Genomic DNA, 16830 nt, shown 5'->3' with positions numbered 1-16830 from the left:
TGTATGGCGCAGCGGTCCTCAACCCCGGATCGCCGGATGCTTTATGCGCGGTCCTGTGCGCATCCGCGCCATCACGACACAGAATCATGCTGCGCTGCCGCGTGAGCCAGACGAAAACCTTGCCTAAAAATTGTGCATCAGCCGCCAGTTCTGCCCGCGCTTTCACCTTGCGACAGCCCGTGCCGGTTTCGCGGCTGCCATTTCTTGCAGCACACCCGCCATCCCGTTTCCGTGAAGGCATCAGCCGCCCGACGGCCAGCGTGACAGGGCAGGACAGCGACAGCGCAGGACAGGGGCGGCAGCAAGGATGAGCCAACGATGACAGCGATCAGGCAGGCGGCACGATTTTTCGAAACCCCGGACAGGGCGCGGCGGGCCAAGACCGCGCCCTGCCCGCACCGCCCGGTCCTCTGACGCGCCACTATGAAGGAAACGACGATGAACAAAGCCTGGAAATATCTTCTGACGGCGGGGGCGGTGGGCAGCATCGCCGCGACCGCCCTGGCGCAAGAGGCGGCCCCCGCAACCGAACCCGTCGCGGCCGTTGTGGCCGATGTCATCGAAAAGGGCGATGTCGCCTGGATGATGACCGCGACCGTGATCGTGATGGCGATGATCCTGCCGGGGCTTGCGCTGTTCTATGGCGGCCTCGTGCGGTCCAAGAACATGCTGTCGGTCCTGATGCAGGTCACGGGCGTCGCCGCCGCGCTGATGATCCTGTGGCTGCTGGTCGGCTATTCGATGGCCTTTGGCGGATCGACCAGCGCCTTCTGGGGCGGTTTCGGCAAGATCTTTCTGTCGGGCGTCGGCACGGATACCACGGCCGCGACCTTTACCGACGGGATCGTGCTGCCGGAATATGTCTTCATCTCGTTCCAGATGACCTTTGCTGCCATCACCGGCGCGCTGATCGTCGGCGGCCTGGTCGAGCGGGTGAAGTTTTCCGCGATACTGGCCTTCTGCCTGCTGTGGGCGCTGTTCATCTATTATCCGATGGCTCATATGGTCTGGGACGGCGCCGGCCTGCTGTTCAACTGGGGCGCGCTGGATTTCGCGGGCGGCACGGTCGTTCACATCAACGCAGCCCTTGCGGCGCTTGTCGGCGCGGTCGTCGCCGGTCCCCGGGTCGGCTATGGCAAGGACATGATGGCGCCCCATTCGCTGCCGCTGGCGCTGACCGGCGCGGGTATCCTGTGGGTCGGCTGGTTCGGTTTCAACGCGGGTTCCGCGCTGGAGGCCGGTCCCGACGCGGCGCTGGCCATGATCAACACCTTTGCCGCCCCCGCCGCCGCGATCCTGGTCTGGGCCGGGCTGGAAAGGGCGATGCGCGGCAAGGCATCGCTCCTGGGCGGGATCTCGGGCATGATCGCCGGTCTGGTCGCGATCACCCCGGCGGCCGGTCTGGTCGGTCCCATCGGCGCGCTGGTCCTGGGCGCTGTCGGCTCGGCCGGTGCCTATTACTTCGTCACCGTGGTCAAGATCAAACTGGGCTATGACGACAGCCTTGACGTCTTCGGCATCCACGGCATCGCGGGCATCATCGGCGCGGTCGGCACCGGCATCCTGACCGCCCCCGGTCTTGGCGGGATCGGCGATGCGGATTACGCGATCTGGCCGCAGACCTTCATCCAGATCAAGGCGGTCGTCGTCACCCTGGTCTATGTCACGACCGTATCCTTCATCCTGTGGAAGCTGATCGACCTGACCATCGGCCTGCGCGTCACCCGCGACGAAGAGCGTCAGGGTCTGGACATCGTGGAACATGGCGAACAGGCCTATCACGGCTGATCGCGCGGGCATCGCCAGTGACATGGGCATTGCCAGATGAGGGTCAGGGCCGGGATATCCCCGGCCCTTCCTTTGCCCGATCTTTTGTCCTGTTGTGGCAATTTTTTTTCCCCATGAGCAAGAAAGCGTCTAAACTTGGGTGACGCGGGCATTTTCCGCGCCCGATGATTGGAGAGTTGATGAGCGCCGAGACCAAGTTGGACGGCTTGAACAGCACCCGGCTGCCCGGTGCGCTCAAGCAAAATCCCCATCAGGTGCGCGATGTCGGTGAACGCAATCTGGAAGCCGCGATCGGTCGCGCGCTGCGTGCCGTGCGTCAGCAGCAGAACATGACCGTGGTCGAACTGTCGCTGCGCACCAATATTTCCATCGGGATGCTGTCCAAGATCGAAAACGGCATCACCTCGCCTTCGCTGAACACGCTGCAGGCGCTCAGCCATGCGCTGTCCGTGCCGATCACCAGCTTTTTCAAGGGCTATGAGGAACGCCGCGAGGTCCAGCATGTCAAATCCGGCGAACATGTCGAAATCGAACGGCGGGGCACGCGGGCCGGGCATCAGTATCACCTGCTGGGCCATATCGGCGCGAACAGTTCGGGCGTGGTGGTCGAACCCTATCTGATCGTCCTGACCGGCGAATCCGACGCCTTTCCGACCTTTCAGCATGACGGGATCGAGCTGCTGTATATGCTGGAGGGCTGCGTCGATTACCGCCACGGCGACCAGATTTTCCGGCTGGAGCCGGGCGACAGCCTGCTGTTCGATGCCGACGAACGCCACGGCCCCGAGCGGCTGGTCGACCTGCCCGCGCGCTATCTGTCGATCATCAGCTATCCGCAGCGCTAGTTTCCCACGCCGCCCGATGGTCGCGGCGGGGCTGGTCGGTCTGGCGCAGCGCCGACCCCTGATCGGCACGCGGGATGCCGAAAGCCTGCCGGATGCGTCGCGCGACACCGCTGAACGCGGCCTTGCGCGTTTGCAGGAGTTGGGCATCCTGCGCGAGATGATTGGCCGGGGGCGTTTTTGCCTGTGGATGGCGTCGCTGTAAACCACGCGGAACGCCGGGACCCCGCGCCGCGTTCGGCCCGGAAACAGGTATCCGGCAAACGATGGCGGGACGACGCGCACCGGAAGCAGGGACCGGGAACAAGGACAGGACCGAATGGCCAATCCCGAAAATGGCCCCGAAAGCGGCCCCAGAACTGACGCCGGCACCGGCAAAACCCTGATCGACAAAACCCTGATTTCCGGGCCGATCGGTCCTGCGCTGTTGCTGTTCGCGCTGCCGATGCTTGGCTGGTCCATGCTGAAATCGGCGAATGGCTTGATGAATGCGGTGTGGATCGGGCGGCTTCCGGGGCAGGATGCGCTGCTGGCCGCGACGACGAACGGCAATCCGGTGATGTTTCTGCTGGCGGCCTTTGTCTTTGGCATGTCCGCGACAATTCTGCTTGGCCAGTCGATGCCGCGCGCCGCCAATGCCGAGGCCGCGCCCGCAGGCAGTGCGCAGGCACCGCAGATCGGCCACGGGCTGCAACCATAGGGCCGCAACCATAGGGCTGGCGGGCATGGGGCAGGTGGGCATGGACCGGGCGGGGCAGGGGGATTAAGGTTAACGGACATAAGCAGGCAGGAGCGTGGGACATGGCAGCAAAGCAGCGCAGATATGTCGTCGTCCCCGATGACAATATCTTCAACGACCGGATGGAGACGACCAGTTTCCACCTGTTCCACGACATGCACAAACACCTGTATGGCCGGGGTGGTCCGGGCATCCTGTCCCGCCCCCTGACCGAAGCCTCTGACGAAGGCGAGGCGCCGCCGACCTGCCCGCGCGGCCGCATCATGCAGACCGAGGTGGGCCGCATCCGCCTGCTGGATTCGCTGGACCTGAACGAGGCCTCGCTGGTCGCGATGACCCCCGATCAGGCCTTTGAGCTGGCGCGCTGCTATCCGGGGCTGCGCATCCGGCCCGAACTGTTCCTGTATCCGCTGCGCCACGGGCTGCCGAACCTGATCCGGCAACAGTCGAACCCGGCCAGTTTCCGGTCGAAACGGTCGCTGTCGCTGCGCTGCGTGGACAGCGTGACGGGCGCGCCGGTGGTCGGCGCGGATGTCATCATCGTGCTGAACGGGCGCAAGGGCATCGGCATTGCCGATATCCGCACCGATGCCGATGGCCGCATCAAGACCGCGCTGCCCGCCGCGCAAAGCGTGATCGAGGCGGTGATCTGTTCCCCCCTGTCGGGCTATTGGCCCGCGCAGGCCGTGGATGTCGAGGTTCTGGACAGCGGCGACACCGAAACCACCCTGCCGCTGGTCCCCATCGCCGAAGGTTTCAGCGATGCCGTGGACCGCATGCTCGCGCCTGCGGGGGCGCTGGACGGGCAGGGGGTCCGGGTTGCGGTGATCGACACCGGCGTATCGCCCGCGCAAGGCATCAATGTCGTGCGGGGGCTGAATACCACCGGGACGGAACCCGCGGACGAATGGTTCGACAATGGCGCGGGCCATGGCACCCATGTCGCGGGCATCGTGTCGCGCATCGCGCCTGCCGCCGAAATCCACGCCTATCGCGTCTTTGAAAAGGACAGGGGCGGGGCCAGCGAATTCGCCATTGCCCGCGCCATTCGCCAGGCGGTCGAGGACGGTTGCGACCTGATCAACCTCAGCCTTGGGCAGTCGTCGGAACCGATCTCGATCTCGCGCGAGGTGCGGCGGGCGCGCGCGATGGGGGTGGTCTGCATCGCGGCGGCGGGAAATGACTACATGTCGCCCGTGTCCTATCCGGCGCGCTCGGGCGTGGTCATGGCGGTGACGGCGGCGGGCGTTCTGGACGCCTGGCCCGAAGGCGCGATGACCGGGCGCAGCATCGCCGAAAAGCCCGCACCCGTGGGCGATGCCTTCTTTGCCAGTTTCAGCAATATCGGCCCCGAGGTGGACTTTATCGGGCCGGGGGTCGGTATTATATCCTGGGTCAGCGAACAGGCCAAAGGCGTGATGGACGGAACCTCGATGGCCTGTCCCGCCGTGGCAGGCCTTTTCGCCAGATTGCTTTCGGGCCAGCCCGAGGTGTTGAATATGGACAGGGACCAGCAAAGGTCCGACGATATCATCAGGATGGCCAATGCGAAGGCCCGCCCGATCGGTTTCGGCAAGGAATACGAGGGCGCGGGCCTTATCGAATGAGGAAAGCCTATGGCAACGCAGCGCAAAAAGGAATGTTTTGTCCTTGTTTTCTCGGATGATGGCGACCCGAGCCGCGAAGAAACGGCCGAGGCGCTGGACCATCTGAAATCCTTCGAGGCCGAGGTGATCGTGCCCGGAACGATTCGCGTCGAAGGCTCGCGCCGCGCGGTCGAGAAAAGCCTGAGCGGCCTTGGCCAGTGGCAATTGTCCAGCGAAAAGAAATTCGAACTGAACCCGCCGCATAAATCGCAATTCCGCTGATCGCGGTTGTCGGCGGGACCAGTAGGGGCCGGAATCAGAAAAAGACGGGCCAGCAAAGACGGGGGCCAGCAGGAACAGCCGATGCGCAACATCCGCAGCTTTGGCCCGGATCAGGGCGCCGATCCGTTTCGCGTATCCGAGGCGATGCTGCCGCTGGACAACTATGCCGGGCGCGGCGGCTATGACCCCGGTTTCATCGGTCACGGGACCCCCTTGCCCCTGCCGGGCGCGGGGATCTGGGCCGATGATCTGGTCGAATTGCTGCCCGAGGCGCAGGTCCCCGGCCATGATCCGACAGAGCTGAAATATACGCATTTTTCCCTGCGCATGTCGCGGTCGCGCGCGCTGCCCCTGTTCAGCGCCTGCAATATCGACGGCGCGCAATTGCTGCGCGGGATCAGGCGCACCGATATCTGGCGCCGCGATCCGCGCATTGATGCCGCCCTGCAAAACCTGCGCGAAGGTTACGGTCAGGAAAATCGCGGGCTGTTCAGCCGGGGCCATATGACCCGACGCGAAGACCCGAATTGGGGCGATCAGGCCACCGCCGAACAGGCCGATGCGGATACGTTTCACATCACCAATGTCGCGCCGCAGCGTCAGGGCTTCAACGGCGGGATCTGGCTGGATCTGGAAAACTACGTCCTGAACAACACCGACCGCGAAAATATGCGCGTGACGGTCGTCACCGGCCCGGTTCTGGGGCGGGACGACCCGGTTTATTACAACCGCCAGATCCCCGCCGCCTTCTGGAAAATCATCGCATTCACCCATGCGGTCACCGGCGAATTGACGGTGATCGGCTATCTGCGCACGCAGCTGGAATACCTGCCCCGCCCCTCGGCGGCGCGTTTCGTCTTTGGCGATTTTCAGGATATGCAGGTGCCGGTTTCGGCACTGGCGCAGGAAACCGGGCTGGATCTGTCGGCCTATGCCGATTTCGACGTGATGGCCGGCGCGACCGGGATCGAGGTGCGCCTGACCACGCTTGGCGACCTGTATCTGCAACGCTGAGCCCGCACGCAGCCGCCGCGATGATCCACGGAAATTCCGGCGGGGTCGCCGGGACCATTTATCTTGCAAAGCCCCGGAAGTTGCGGGAAAATCGCGACAGTCACTTTTCTGATGCGAATTTGACGCAAAGGCTGGCGATCCCGCACCGCTTCTGACATCGCGACGGGTCCGCAAATGGCGCAAACATTATTCATCGAGAGCGTGATGACCAAAGGCCGTGTCTCCAGCGCGATCTATATCGGCAATCTTGCCGATCTGTCCGGCGCGGGCGGGACGGAAACCGTGTCCGAAGAAGCGGAGTTATTGCTGAAACGCCCCTTCAACCCGACGACCCTGCCCGGCATGGCGATCCGCGCGCTGTTTCCCGGCCCCGCCGGGGCGCCGGAGGGGTTCCGGATCGGCAGCCGTCAGGCCCCCGTCACCCCGCTGGACTGGCAGGGGCGATTCACGGCGCGGCTGACCTGTTACGGCGCGGGGGGCAGCGGTCCGTTCACGCAAAATGCCCTGTTGCAGGTGCTGCGGCTTGGCAATGGCGAGATCTATATTCCGACCGACCACGCGACGGGCGCGATCCTGTATCCGCAGGAACCACAGGATCGCGGCCCGACCGACCGCGCATTGTTTCAGGTCGAACTGCTGAAGCAGCGGCCGCGCGTCGGCACCTCGGTCGAGGAGGTGGTGGATGGCCCCGGCGTGTCATCCGGTTTCACCCACGGCACGCGGATCGCCACGCCGATGGGCGAGGTGCCGGTCGAAAACCTGCGGGCGGGCGATCTGGTGGACACCATAGATCACGGTCCGCGCGCCTTGGCATGGGTCGGGCGCCACGATCTGGCGCCGGGCGATCTTCGGGACACGCCGCAGTTGCGCCCGATCCTGATCGCGGCGGGGGCGCTTGGCCGCGATATGCCCGCGCGGGACCTGCTGGTCTCGCCGCAGTTGCGTCTGCGCATCCGCTCGAAAATCGCGCGCAACCTGTTCGACAGCCTGCAGGTTCTGGTGCTGGCCAAGCAGCTTTGTCAAATCGAGGGTATCGACATCCGCAAACCGCCCCTGCCGGTCAGCTATTTCCACCTGATGTTCGACCAGCATGAACTGATCACGGCGAATGGCGCGGTGGTCGAATCCTTTTATCCCGGCAAAAGGGCGCTGCGGGTGATCGGCCCCGCGATGCAGCGGGAGTTGTTGGCGCTGTGCCCCCATCTGCGCGGTGACGATGCGGGGTTCGCGCCCGCGCGGCCGATGCTGTCGGGCCATCAAAGCCGCAAGCTGGTCGTGCGCCACCTCGACAAGCAGCGGCCCCTGATCTCCTGACCGTCGCGGCATCCGGGGTTCCGGCTGACTTTCGGATGAGGTCCCGATTTCCGCGATTGAAAACATACCGGACGGTAGGTATCCATTTCGCATGAACGGATCGCAGCACAGAAAGAAGCAGCCCGAAATCGTGCGCCAGCGCCTGCTGGACGCAACCGCCGGGATTGCGGCCGCGCAGGGCCTGCATGCGGTCACGATCCAGTCGGTGTCCACCGCCGCCGGCGTGACCAAGGGCGGGCTGTTTCACCATTTCGCCAACAAGGACGACCTGATCCACGAAGTCATCCGCCAGCAACTGGCGCAGGTCGATGTCGTCGTGGACGAGGCGCTGGTCCACGACAGCGGCCACGGCTGTTTTACCCGCGCCTATGTGCTGGCGATCTTTGCCATGGGGGCGACGACCGCGCCGGTGTCGCTGGCGCTGTTTACCGAACCCGGCCTGAATGAGGCCTGGGCCGCCTGGCTGGCCGCGCGGCTGGAACGCCATGCCGCGACCGATTCGGGCGTTGCGCTGGCGGCCGTGCGGATGGCCGCCGATGGCGTCTGGCTGGCCGATCTCTGGCCCGCCGCCTACAGCATCGGCGACCGCGACGCGCTGCGCCAGCACCTGCTTGACCTGACCAGAAAGGAACCCGCGTGATGCCGCCCATCGTCCTGACCTATGCCACGCTGGTCACGGCCATCGTCTTCGAGGTGATCGGCACGACCTTTCTGCAACGCTCGGAACAGTTCACCCGGATCATCCCGACGCTACTGATGGCGCTGTGCTATCTGATCGCCTTCTATTTCCTGTCGCTGGCCCTGCGCGTCATGCCCGTCGGCATCGCCTATGCGATCTGGAGCGGGCTTGGCATCGTCCTGATTTCCGCCGTCGGCTATTTCCGCTTTGGCCAGATGCTTGATCTGCCGGCGCTTTTCGGGATCGGCTGCATCATCACCGGGGTCGTGGTCATCAACCTGTTTTCGGGCGCCGTCTCTCACTAAAGGCGCAGGTCCGGGGGGATTGCCTGCGGGGTTCGTCCTGATGTATTTGTAATAGTATAACATTACAGATCATGAGGCAGAGATGCGCGATACCCGCTTACCCGTGACCGTCCTTTCGGGCTTTCTGGGCGCTGGCAAGACGACCTTGCTGAACCATGTGCTGAACAACCGCGACGGTTTGCGCGTCGCGGTGATCGTCAATGACATGTCCGAGGTGAATATCGACGCCGACCTGATCCGCACCGGCACTAACCTGTCGCGCACGCAGGAAAAGCTGGTCGAGATGACCAATGGCTGCATCTGCTGCACGCTGCGCGACGACCTGCTGGCCGAGGTCCGCAGGCTGGCGCGGGACGGGCGCTTCGATTACCTGCTGATCGAATCGACGGGCGTGGCCGAACCTTTGCCCGTCGCCGCGACCTTTGAATTCCGCGATGAAAGCGGCGACAGCCTGTCCGATCTGGCGCGGCTGGATACGATGGTGACGGTGGTCGATGCGGTGAACCTGCTGCGCGATTTTTCCAGCCATGATTTTCTGGCGGATCGCGATGCGCAGGTGGATGCGGGCGATCAGCGCAGCCTTGTCGCCCTGCTGACCGAACAGATCGAATTCGCCGATGTGGTGATCCTGAACAAGATCAGCGATGCCGACCCCGAACGCGCCGTTGCGGCGCGCCAGATCATCCGCGCACTGAACCCCGATGCAAGGATCATCGAAACCGATCATTGCCGGGTCGAGGCGGGCGATATCCTGAACACCGGCCGCTTTGATTTCGACCGCGCCCATCTGCATCCGCAATGGGCCAAGGAACTGTATGGCCACGCCGACCACACCCCCGAAACCGAAGAATACGGCGTGTCCAGTTTCGTCTATCGCGCCCGCAGGCCCTTTCACCCGCAGCGCCTGCATGACGTCCTGAATGCCGATCTGCCCGGCGTGATCCGCGCCAAGGGCCATTTCTGGATCGCCACCCGCCCCGATTGGGCGGCCGAGTTTTCGCTGGCCGGGGCCCTGTCGCAGATCTCTCCGCTTGGGCGCTGGTGGGCGGCGGTTCCGATGCGGAACTGGCCGGACGGGGCGCAGCTGCGCGTCGCGCCCCATTGGCAGGAACCCTGGGGCGATCGGCGGCAGGAGTTGGTGTTCATCGGCGCGGATATGGACAAGGCGGCGATCACCGCCCGGCTGGATGCGGCGCTGATGCCCGACGGCGACGTCTTGCCCACGCCCGCGAATATCCCCGACCCCTTTCCGCACTGGCAGATCGGGCTGTGACCAATCTGCGCACCGGGTTGCGCCGCCGCGCGGGCGGCATGGCCGCCTATGACGGGTTGCCGCCGCCCCTGCGGGCATGGCTGGCCGGCGCCGCCCTGCCGTGGAGCGCGCATTCCGCGCGCCGGTTGTGGCAGCGCGCGCTGGCCGAAGGCTGCTGCCACGAAAAAGCCCGCGCCCGGCTGGATCTGGCCGAGGCGCGGGCGCTGATGCGCGATGCCCCCGCGATCTGGGGGCATCCGCCGCAGGATCAGGCGTTCCTGGGGTCCTTGGCGAAACGCAGATAGGGCAGTTTCTTGTCCAGCTTGCCGTATTTTTCTTCGGCGGCGGCATCGTCCAGCGCCAGCGCGACGATGACGTCCTGACCGGGAACCCAGTCCGCCGGGGTGGCCAGCGGCACGCCGTCGGTGGCCTGAACCGCATCCAGCGCGCGCAGGATTTCGGCAAAGTTGCGGCCGACCGACATCGGATAGGTCATGGTCAGGCGGACCTTCTTGTCCGGGCCGATGATGAACACGGTGCGCACGGTCGCCGAATGGGCCGGGGTGCGGCCTTCGGTCGGCAGGTAATATTCGGCGGGCAGCATGTCATAGGCCTTGGCGACCGTCAGGCTGCTGTCGTCGATGATCGCGAAATTCGCGGGCACACCGGCAAGGGATTCGATGTCATGTTTCCATTTCCCGTGATCCGCGACCAGATCGACGGACACGCCGATGACCTTGGTGCCACGCTTTTCGAATTCCGGGACCAGCCGGGCCACGGCGCCGAATTCGGTGGTGCAGACCGGCGTGAAATCGCGCGGATGCGAGAAGATGATGGCATAGCTGTCGCCAAGCCAGTCGTGGAAATGGATCTCGCCCTCGGTCGAGGGGGCGGTGAAATCCGGGGCGATATCGTTGATGCGCAGGGACATGATCGGTCCTTTCGGTGACGTTTCCGCCTGCAACATAATCAACCCGAAGCGAATTGCCAACACGACCTTATTGGTCGTGATATTTGCCGGATCTGGAAGGGCGGGGGGCCGTCCCTTGCGCTGCCGATGCGAGAGTGCCACCTTGGGGTGAAGGATACGAAAAGGGAAATCCCATGTCTCAGCTTGCTGACAAGCGGAAATTCTACATCAACGGTGCCTGGGTCGACCCCGCGGCACCGCGCGATCTGGAGGTCATCGACCCCTCGACCGAGGAACCGGTGGCCGTGATTTCACTGGGCGATCAGGCAGATACCGATGCTGCGGTCGCTGCGGCCAAGGCGGCATTCCCGGCATGGGCCGCGACGCCGCCCGCCGAACGGCTGGCCCATGTCGAACGGATTCTGGACATCTACAGGCGCCGCGCCGCCGATATGGCCGCCGCCATCACCGATGAGATGGGCGCGCCGCAGGACATGTCACTGGGCGATCAGGCCGCCGCCGGCACCTATCACATCGAAAACTTCATCACCGCCTTCAAGGAATTCGAATTCATCCGCCCGCTTGGCCCGCATGCGCCGACCTCGATGGTCGCATGGGAGCCGGTGGGGGTCGTCGGGCTGATCACGCCCTGGAACTGGCCGATGAACCAGGTCACGCTGAAGGTGATTCCCGCGCTGCTGGCGGGCGATACGGTGGTGCTGAAACCGTCGGAAATCGCGCCGCTGTCCTCGATCGTCTTCAGCGAAATCGTCGATGAGGCGGGCCTGCCCGCAGGTGTCTACAACATGGTCAACGGCGACGGGGCGGGTGTCGGCACGCAGCTTTCGACCCATCCCGACGTCGAAATGATCAGCTTTACCGGATCGACCCGCGCCGGGATCGCGATCACCAAGGCCGCCGCCGATACGGTGAAAAAGGTCGTTCTGGAACTGGGCGGCAAGGGTGCCAACCTGGTCTTTGCCGATGCCGATGAAAAGGCGGTGGCGCGTGGTGCGCGGCATTGTTTCTACAACTCTGGCCAGTCCTGCAACGCGCCGACCCGGATGCTGGTCGAGCGGTCTTTCTACGACAAGGCCGTCGAACAGGCCGCCAGGGTCGCGCAGGAAACCGAGGTTGCGACCGCCCATCAGCCGGGCAAGCATATCGGCCCGGTGGTCAGCAAACAGCAATGGGACAAGATCCAGGACCTGATCCAGCAGGGCATCGACGAAGGCGCCCGTCTGGTCGCGGGTGGCACCGGCCTGCCCGAAGGCGTCAATCGCGGCTATTTCGTGCGCCCGACGGTCTTTGCCGATGTGAACAACGACATGACCATCGCCCGGCAGGAAATCTTTGGCCCGGTCCTGTCCATCATCCCCTTCGACACCGAAGCAGAGGCGGTCGAAATCGCCAATGATACGATCTACGGGCTGACCAATTACGTCCAGACGCAGGACGGCGCGCGCCGCAACCGGCTGGCGCGCCAGCTGCGAGCGGGCATGGTCGAAATGAACGGTGTCAGCCGTGGCCGCGGCTCGGCCTTTGGCGGCGTCAAGGCATCGGGCCGGGCGCGCGAAGGCGGCATCTGGGGGATCGAGGAGTTCATGGATTCCAAGCAGATCTCGGGCTGGGATACCGACGCTTAGGCGGACACAACGGCAAGCATGGAACGGGGCGTCGCAGGGCGCCCCGTTTCCTTTTGCCCTGACCTTGCCCATCGCGCGTTGCCGCGACACTATGCGGCGCGCAAAGGGGGGGCACATGGGCCAGACGATCATCATCACCGGCGGCGGCAGCGGTATCGGCCGCGCGACGGCACGGCGCTTTCTGGACGGGGGCTGGCGCGTCGGGCTGATCGGGCGGCGCGCCGATGCCTTGCGTGACACCGCCGGGGACAGCCCTGATGCGCTGATCCTGCCCTGCGACGTGACCGATGCGGCGGCGGTCGATCGGGCCTTTGCGCAGGCGCAGGCTGCATGGGGGCGGCTGGATGCGCTGTTCAACAATGCGGGCGCCATGCTGATTTCCCGCCTGATCGACGAAATTTCGCCCGAAGAATGGCGCGCGGTGACGGATGTGAACATCACCGGCATGTTCCTGTGCGCCCGCGCGGCCTTTCGCCAGATGCGCCATCAGGACCCGGTGGGCGGGCGGATCATCAACAACGGCTCGATTTCCGCCTCTGCGCCCCGGCCCGGATCGGTGCCCTATACGGTGTCGAAACATGCCGTGACCGGGCTGACGCGGACGCTGGCGCTGGACGGGCGGCCCTATACCATCGCCTGCGGCCAGATCGACGTCGGCAATGCCGCGACCGATCTGACGGCGGTGATGGACAAGGGCACCCTGCAGGCCGATGGCACAATGAAGGTCGAGCCGTCGATGAATGTGGCAGAGGTCGCCGAGGCCGTGTGGATGATGGCGAACCAGCCAAAGGGGACGAATATGCTGAATGTGACGATCATGGCGACGAACATGCCGTTCGTGGGGCGCGGATGAGCCGGGTTCTGGCCATTGGCGACTATCGGGACGCGGATGCGCAGGCGCTGCGCACGGGGTTCGATGCGCTGATCCTGCCCACGCCCGAAGACCTGCGGGACCTGTCGGACGAACAGCGGCAGGCGGTGCAGGGGCTGGCCTATGCGGGTGCTGCGCCTTTTGGGGCCGCGCAGATGCAGGTGCTGCCCGGCTTGCGGGTGATCGCGAATTTCGGCGTGGGCTACGATGCGATCGACGTGGCCGAGGCCGCGCGGCGCGGCATCACCGTCACCAACACGCCCGATGTGCTGAACGACGATGTCGCCGATCTGGCCGTCGCCATGCTGATTGACCTGTCGCGCGGCATCACCCGCTCTGACGGCTGGCTGCGCGACGGCAACTGGCTGCGCCAACCCGCGCCCCTGATGCGCCGCCTGTCGGGGCGGCCGGTGGGCATTCTGGGCATGGGCCGGATCGGGCGGGCGGTTGCCGACCGGCTGGTGGCCTTTGGCTGCCAGATTCACTACCAGTCGCGTCAGGAAAAGCAGACGCCCGGCTGGACATGGCACCGTGATGCCACTGTCGCTGGCGCAGGCGGTTCAGGATATGGTCGTCACCATCGTCGGCGGCCCCGCGACGCAGGGCATCGTGTCGGCGCAGGTGCTGGAGGCGCTTGGCCCCGAGGGGCTGATCGTCAATGTCGCGCGCGGTTCGGTGATCGACGAAAACGCGCTGATCGAGGCGCTTGGCGCGGGTCGCCTGCGCGGTGCGGCGCTGGATGTCTTTCGGTCCGAACCGGATATCGACCGGCGTTTTCTGGCGCTGCCGAATGTCCTGCTGCTGCCCCATATCGGTTCCGCCACGGTCGAGACGCGGGCGGCGATGGGCCAGTTGCAGCGCGACAATCTGGCGGCGGTGCTGGCGGGTCGGCCCGCCCTGACCCCGGTGGCCTAGCCGCGCCCGAACCGCAGGATGGTTTCCTGACGATAGGTCGTGCCGGGCAGCAGCGTCGATTGTGCAAAGCCCGGCTGATGAATCGCATCGGGCCACCCCTGCGCGCGCAGCAGGATGCCCGAATGCGGCCCATAGGCCCGGCCGCCCAGCCCCGCCGCGCCGGGGGTGATCGCGGGGCGGGGATCAAGGCGCAGGCCCGCCTCGGTCGTCAGCAGGTCCAGCGCGATGCCGTTCCCTTCGACCCGCGCGGCGGGGCGGGCAAGGCGGCTGCGCCCCGGCCGCAGGCAGAAATCCTGCGCCGCCAGATGCCCCGGATTGCGCGGCTGGCGCAAGTCCAGCCCGGTTCCGGCAACCGGACGGATGTCGCCGGTCGGGATACCATCGGGACCGGCGGGCAGGACGTGGTCGGCGTGAACCGTCACCCGCAGATCCGCGCTGTCCGCACAGCCAAGCGACAGCAGATGATGCGCGGCTAGGTTGCACAGGGTCTGGGCATCGGTGCGCGCGACCATGACGATATGCAGCGCAGGCCCCCTGTTGATCGTATAGCTGACGCGCAGGTCCATATTGCCCGGAAAGCCCATATGCCCGGCGGGCAGGCGGTCGGTCAGGGTGATCGTGTCCGCCTTCCACCCGGCGATGCGCCAGTTGCGCCGCGACAGCCCGTCGCGCCCGCCGTCGCGGCAGTGGCGGCCGCGATCATTGGCGTCCAGTTCACGCATCAACGCCCCGATTCTGGCCCTGGCCCCGGCGATCGGCCCGGCGCAGCGACCGATGATGGCGCCGAAATCGCGGCCCTCGTCCAGATAGGGGTCCAGATCGGCGAAACCCAGCACCAGCGGCAGGTCACCGTCCGCCAGCCGCAGGTCGCACAGGCTGGCACCAAGCGACATGATGCGCGCCGTCAGCCCATGCGCGGCAAGCCGGATCATGTGGACCCGCTGCCCGTCCGGCAATGTGCCGAAGAGCGCGCGCCCCGCATGGTCCGCCGCAGCACTCACATCGGGTTCTCCAGCGCCGAGATCAGGATCCGTGCCCGCAGCCGCACGGCCTCGGGGCGGTCGCCGGCGCGGTAAAGCGTGCTGGCGATGCAGAAACCGGATGCGCCCGCGTCGATCCATTCGCCGAATTCGGTCGGGGCGACCCCGCCCGCCGCCAGTATCGGCACGCCATCGGGCAGGATCGGGCGAAAGGCGGCCATGCCGCGCGGACCGATCAGAGAGGCCGGAAACAGCCGCAGCGCCGTCGCCCCCGCGCGGATCGCGGTCAGGCATTCGGTGGGCGTCGCGGCACCGGGGTAAGAGGCCAGCCCCAGCTTGCAGGTTTCGGTGATGATCATCGTATCGGTATTGGGCGACAGGATCGCATTTGCCCCGGCTTTGGCTGCGGCCCTGACCTCTTGAATGCTCAGCACGCCGCCCGCGCCAATTTGGGCAGTCTCGCCCCGGCTGCGGGCCAGCAGGCGGATGCTGTCCAGCGCCTCGGGTGCTTTCAGCGGCACCTCAAGCCTGGTGATCCCGCTTTCGATCAAGGCATCGGCGATCGCGGGCACCTCGGCCGGGGTAATGCCGCGAAGGGTCGCGATGATGAACAGGGACATGGGGCGGTTTCCTGCGCACGCAAAAGATGAATGCCGACGCCGGGCCGGGCACAGGAGATGTCTGATGGATCAATCGCCGCAGGGCAAGTGCCGCAACGTCAAGGGGAGGAAATTTCTTTATGGAATCCGGTTTTAGCGGTGCCGGCGCCCGGAACTGACCTGTTGCCGGCGGCTTTTCCGGCTCGCCCATTTGGGGCGACGAAAACGAAAACGGCCCGGCGATGCCGGGCCGTTGAAGGTCGCAGGACGCCCGATCAGGCGCGTTCGGAATATTCGAACAGTTCGGTGTTCACGACGATATCTTCGTCGGTGCCGATAAAGGGCGGGATGGTGATGCGGATGCCATTGTCCAGAATCGCTGGCTTATAGCTGTTGGCGGCGGTCTGGCCTTTGACGACCGGTTCGGTTTCCACGACCTTGCAGACGACTTTCTGCGGCAGGCGGACGGACAGGGCTTCGTCGCCGTAATATTCGATGGTGGCGGTCATGCCATCCTGCAGGAAGGGGCGGCGGTCGCCCAGCAGGTCGGCGTCCAGTTCGGTCTGTTCAAAGGTTTCGCTGTCCATGAACACCAGCTTGCCGTCCGTCTCATACAGGAATTGCTGGTCTTTCTGGTCCAGACGGACCTGTTCGACCTTGTCCTCGGACCGGAAGCGTTCGTTCAGCTTGCGGCCATCACGAAGATTTTTAAGCTCGACCTGGGCAAAGGCGCCGCCCTTGCCCGGTTTGACGTGGCTGACCTTGACCGCAGCCCACAGGCCCCCGTCATGTTCCAGCACATTGCCGGGGCGAATTTCGTTGCCGTTGATCTTGGGCATGTTGAGGACCTTGAAATATATGAATTTTCCACGGCGCAGGGATCTGTCGCCGCGCGATTGCGCGCAGCTATAGCTTTTGGCGGGGCGACAGGCAACCAAAACGCGTTTCCCGCGTTGTCAAGGCGTGAACAAATTCAACCGCTGTCGCGACATCTTCATGGATAACGGATATTTTTCGTATTTATGCTGCATTGCGCTATATGCATGGCGGTCATGCGGTGCAGGACATACCGAATCACATCTTATAAGGATATCCCGTCCAGCACAGC

Annotated in this window: 19 protein-coding genes and 1 pseudogene; 16 read left to right on the top strand and 4 right to left on the bottom strand. The window is 65.0% G+C overall.

From position 1 onward, the window contains the following. Positions 1-438: 438 nt before the first annotated feature. From PE067_RS01710 to PE067_RS01655, 12 genes are all read left to right on the top strand, one after another. Positions 439-1788 (top strand): ammonium transporter, encoded by a 1350-nt coding sequence (locus PE067_RS01710; RefSeq protein WP_276187542.1) that lies wholly within the window; start codon positions 439-441, stop codon positions 1786-1788. Positions 1789-1967: 179 nt separating this feature from the next. Then, complete coding sequence (locus PE067_RS01705) at positions 1968-2633, top strand: XRE family transcriptional regulator (protein WP_276187541.1); 666 nt, start codon at positions 1968-1970, stop codon at positions 2631-2633. 16 nt (positions 2634-2649) lie between these two features. Further along, the gene (locus PE067_RS01700; RefSeq protein ID WP_276187540.1) at positions 2650-2835 is read left to right on the top strand and encodes a hypothetical protein; all 186 of its coding nucleotides are present in this window, start codon (positions 2650-2652) and stop codon (positions 2833-2835) included. A gap of 114 nt (positions 2836-2949) precedes the next feature. Beyond that, entirely contained in the window at positions 2950-3330 is a 381-nt protein-coding gene (locus PE067_RS01695; protein WP_276187539.1) for a hypothetical protein, read from the top strand. 101 nt (positions 3331-3431) lie between these two features. Beyond that, on the top strand, positions 3432-4976 hold the full coding sequence (locus PE067_RS01690) for a S8 family serine peptidase (protein WP_276187538.1): 1545 nt from the start codon (positions 3432-3434) through the stop codon (positions 4974-4976). 9 nt (positions 4977-4985) lie between these two features. After that, entirely contained in the window at positions 4986-5237 is a 252-nt protein-coding gene (locus PE067_RS01685; protein WP_276187537.1) for a hypothetical protein, read from the top strand. An 81-nt stretch (positions 5238-5318) separates the two neighbouring features. Beyond that, positions 5319-6251 (top strand): DNA/RNA non-specific endonuclease, encoded by a 933-nt coding sequence (locus PE067_RS01680; RefSeq protein WP_276187536.1) that lies wholly within the window; start codon positions 5319-5321, stop codon positions 6249-6251. A gap of 204 nt (positions 6252-6455) precedes the next feature. Continuing rightward, complete coding sequence (locus PE067_RS01675) at positions 6456-7565, top strand: Hint domain-containing protein (RefSeq protein WP_276187535.1); 1110 nt, start codon at positions 6456-6458, stop codon at positions 7563-7565. Between the two features lie 91 nt (positions 7566-7656). Beyond that, on the top strand, positions 7657-8205 hold the full coding sequence (locus PE067_RS01670) for a TetR/AcrR family transcriptional regulator (RefSeq protein WP_276187534.1): 549 nt from the start codon (positions 7657-7659) through the stop codon (positions 8203-8205). Further along, positions 8205-8549 (top strand): multidrug efflux SMR transporter, encoded by a 345-nt coding sequence (locus PE067_RS01665; RefSeq protein ID WP_276187533.1) that lies wholly within the window; start codon positions 8205-8207, stop codon positions 8547-8549. Before PE067_RS01670 ends, PE067_RS01665 begins: the two co-directional genes overlap by 1 nt. Positions 8550-8631: 82 nt before the next feature. Then, positions 8632-9822, top strand: a complete 1191-nt coding sequence (locus PE067_RS01660; protein WP_276187532.1) for a GTP-binding protein — start codon at positions 8632-8634, stop codon at positions 9820-9822. Then, the gene (locus tag PE067_RS01655; RefSeq protein ID WP_276187531.1) at positions 9819-10106 is read left to right on the top strand and encodes a DUF6525 family protein; all 288 of its coding nucleotides are present in this window, start codon (positions 9819-9821) and stop codon (positions 10104-10106) included. Before PE067_RS01660 ends, PE067_RS01655 begins: the two co-directional genes overlap by 4 nt. On the opposite strand, the gene PE067_RS01650 is transcribed toward PE067_RS01655, so the two are convergent. Then, positions 10070-10732 carry a redoxin domain-containing protein gene (locus PE067_RS01650; RefSeq protein ID WP_276187530.1) on the bottom strand — a complete coding sequence of 221 codons (663 nt, stop codon included), beginning with the start codon at positions 10730-10732 and terminating at the stop codon, positions 10070-10072. The two genes, PE067_RS01655 and PE067_RS01650, sit on opposite strands and share 37 nt — an antisense overlap. A gap of 173 nt (positions 10733-10905) precedes the next feature. Here PE067_RS01650 and PE067_RS01645 point away from each other — a divergent pair, with 173 nt between their 5' ends. From PE067_RS01645 to PE067_RS01630, 4 genes and pseudogenes are all read left to right on the top strand, one after another. Beyond that, entirely contained in the window at positions 10906-12357 is a 1452-nt protein-coding gene (locus tag PE067_RS01645) for an aldehyde dehydrogenase family protein (protein ID WP_276187529.1), read from the top strand. A 115-nt stretch (positions 12358-12472) separates the two neighbouring features. Beyond that, the gene (locus tag PE067_RS01640) at positions 12473-13210 is read left to right on the top strand and encodes an SDR family NAD(P)-dependent oxidoreductase (protein ID WP_276187528.1); all 738 of its coding nucleotides are present in this window, start codon (positions 12473-12475) and stop codon (positions 13208-13210) included. Next, positions 13207-13680, top strand: a pseudogene (locus PE067_RS21745) (NAD(P)-dependent oxidoreductase); the annotation flags it as partial. The gene PE067_RS01640 and the pseudogene PE067_RS21745, both read left to right, overlap by 4 nt. Before the next feature lie 82 nt (positions 13681-13762). Continuing rightward, positions 13763-14143 (top strand): NAD(P)-dependent oxidoreductase, encoded by a 381-nt coding sequence (locus PE067_RS01630; protein ID WP_276187527.1) that lies wholly within the window; start codon positions 13763-13765, stop codon positions 14141-14143. On the opposite strand, the gene PE067_RS01625 is transcribed toward PE067_RS01630, so the two are convergent. The 3 genes from PE067_RS01625 to efp all read right to left on the bottom strand — a co-directional run bounded on the left by PE067_RS01625 (position 14140) and on the right by efp (position 16561). Next, positions 14140-15075: a galactose mutarotase gene (locus PE067_RS01625; RefSeq protein WP_276187526.1), complete on the bottom strand. Its 936-nt coding sequence runs from the start codon at positions 15073-15075 to the stop codon at positions 14140-14142. The genes PE067_RS01630 and PE067_RS01625 overlap by 4 nt on opposite strands. A gap of 65 nt (positions 15076-15140) precedes the next feature. Then, positions 15141-15743, bottom strand: coding sequence for a 2-dehydro-3-deoxy-6-phosphogalactonate aldolase (locus PE067_RS01620; protein WP_276187525.1), 603 nt, complete (start codon positions 15741-15743; stop codon positions 15141-15143). 254 nt (positions 15744-15997) lie between these two features. Next, positions 15998-16561, bottom strand: a complete 564-nt coding sequence (gene efp, locus PE067_RS01615) for an elongation factor P (protein ID WP_276187524.1) — start codon at positions 16559-16561, stop codon at positions 15998-16000. Between the last annotated feature and the right edge of the window lie 269 nt (positions 16562-16830).

The organism is Paracoccus sp. DMF-8, from assembly GCF_029309835.1.
Taxonomy (GTDB): domain Bacteria; phylum Pseudomonadota; class Alphaproteobacteria; order Rhodobacterales; family Rhodobacteraceae; genus Paracoccus.
Note: the sequence above shows the minus strand (reverse complement) of the source record. Positions and strands in the feature narration are given on the sequence as shown.

Bases quoted from the DNA above. Each gene is read 5' to 3' on its own strand.
- PE067_RS01710 (WP_276187542.1), top strand. From the start codon at position 439: ATGAACAAAGCCTGGAAATATCTTCTGACGGCGGGGGCGGTGGGCAGC.
- PE067_RS01705 (WP_276187541.1), top strand. From the start codon at position 1,968: ATGAGCGCCGAGACCAAGTTGGACGGCTTGAACAGCACCCGGCTGCCC.
- PE067_RS01700 (WP_276187540.1), top strand. From the start codon at position 2,650: ATGGTCGCGGCGGGGCTGGTCGGTCTGGCGCAGCGCCGACCCCTGATC.
- PE067_RS01695 (WP_276187539.1), top strand. From the start codon at position 2,950: ATGGCCAATCCCGAAAATGGCCCCGAAAGCGGCCCCAGAACTGACGCC.
- PE067_RS01690 (WP_276187538.1), top strand. From the start codon at position 3,432: ATGGCAGCAAAGCAGCGCAGATATGTCGTCGTCCCCGATGACAATATC.
- PE067_RS01685 (WP_276187537.1), top strand. From the start codon at position 4,986: ATGGCAACGCAGCGCAAAAAGGAATGTTTTGTCCTTGTTTTCTCGGAT.
- PE067_RS01680 (WP_276187536.1), top strand. From the start codon at position 5,319: ATGCGCAACATCCGCAGCTTTGGCCCGGATCAGGGCGCCGATCCGTTT.
- PE067_RS01675 (WP_276187535.1), top strand. From the start codon at position 6,456: ATGACCAAAGGCCGTGTCTCCAGCGCGATCTATATCGGCAATCTTGCC.
- PE067_RS01670 (WP_276187534.1), top strand. From the start codon at position 7,657: ATGAACGGATCGCAGCACAGAAAGAAGCAGCCCGAAATCGTGCGCCAG.
- PE067_RS01665 (WP_276187533.1), top strand. From the start codon at position 8,205: ATGCCGCCCATCGTCCTGACCTATGCCACGCTGGTCACGGCCATCGTC.
- PE067_RS01660 (WP_276187532.1), top strand. From the start codon at position 8,632: ATGCGCGATACCCGCTTACCCGTGACCGTCCTTTCGGGCTTTCTGGGC.
- PE067_RS01650 (WP_276187530.1), bottom strand. From the start codon at position 10,732: ATGTCCCTGCGCATCAACGATATCGCCCCGGATTTCACCGCCCCCTCG.
- PE067_RS01645 (WP_276187529.1), top strand. From the start codon at position 10,906: ATGTCTCAGCTTGCTGACAAGCGGAAATTCTACATCAACGGTGCCTGG.
- PE067_RS01640 (WP_276187528.1), top strand. From the start codon at position 12,473: ATGGGCCAGACGATCATCATCACCGGCGGCGGCAGCGGTATCGGCCGC.
- PE067_RS01630 (WP_276187527.1), top strand. From the start codon at position 13,763: ATGCCACTGTCGCTGGCGCAGGCGGTTCAGGATATGGTCGTCACCATC.
- PE067_RS01625 (WP_276187526.1), bottom strand. From the start codon at position 15,075: ATGATCCGGCTTGCCGCGCATGGGCTGACGGCGCGCATCATGTCGCTT.
- PE067_RS01620 (WP_276187525.1), bottom strand. From the start codon at position 15,743: ATGTCCCTGTTCATCATCGCGACCCTTCGCGGCATTACCCCGGCCGAG.
- efp (WP_276187524.1), bottom strand. From the start codon at position 16,561: ATGCCCAAGATCAACGGCAACGAAATTCGCCCCGGCAATGTGCTGGAA.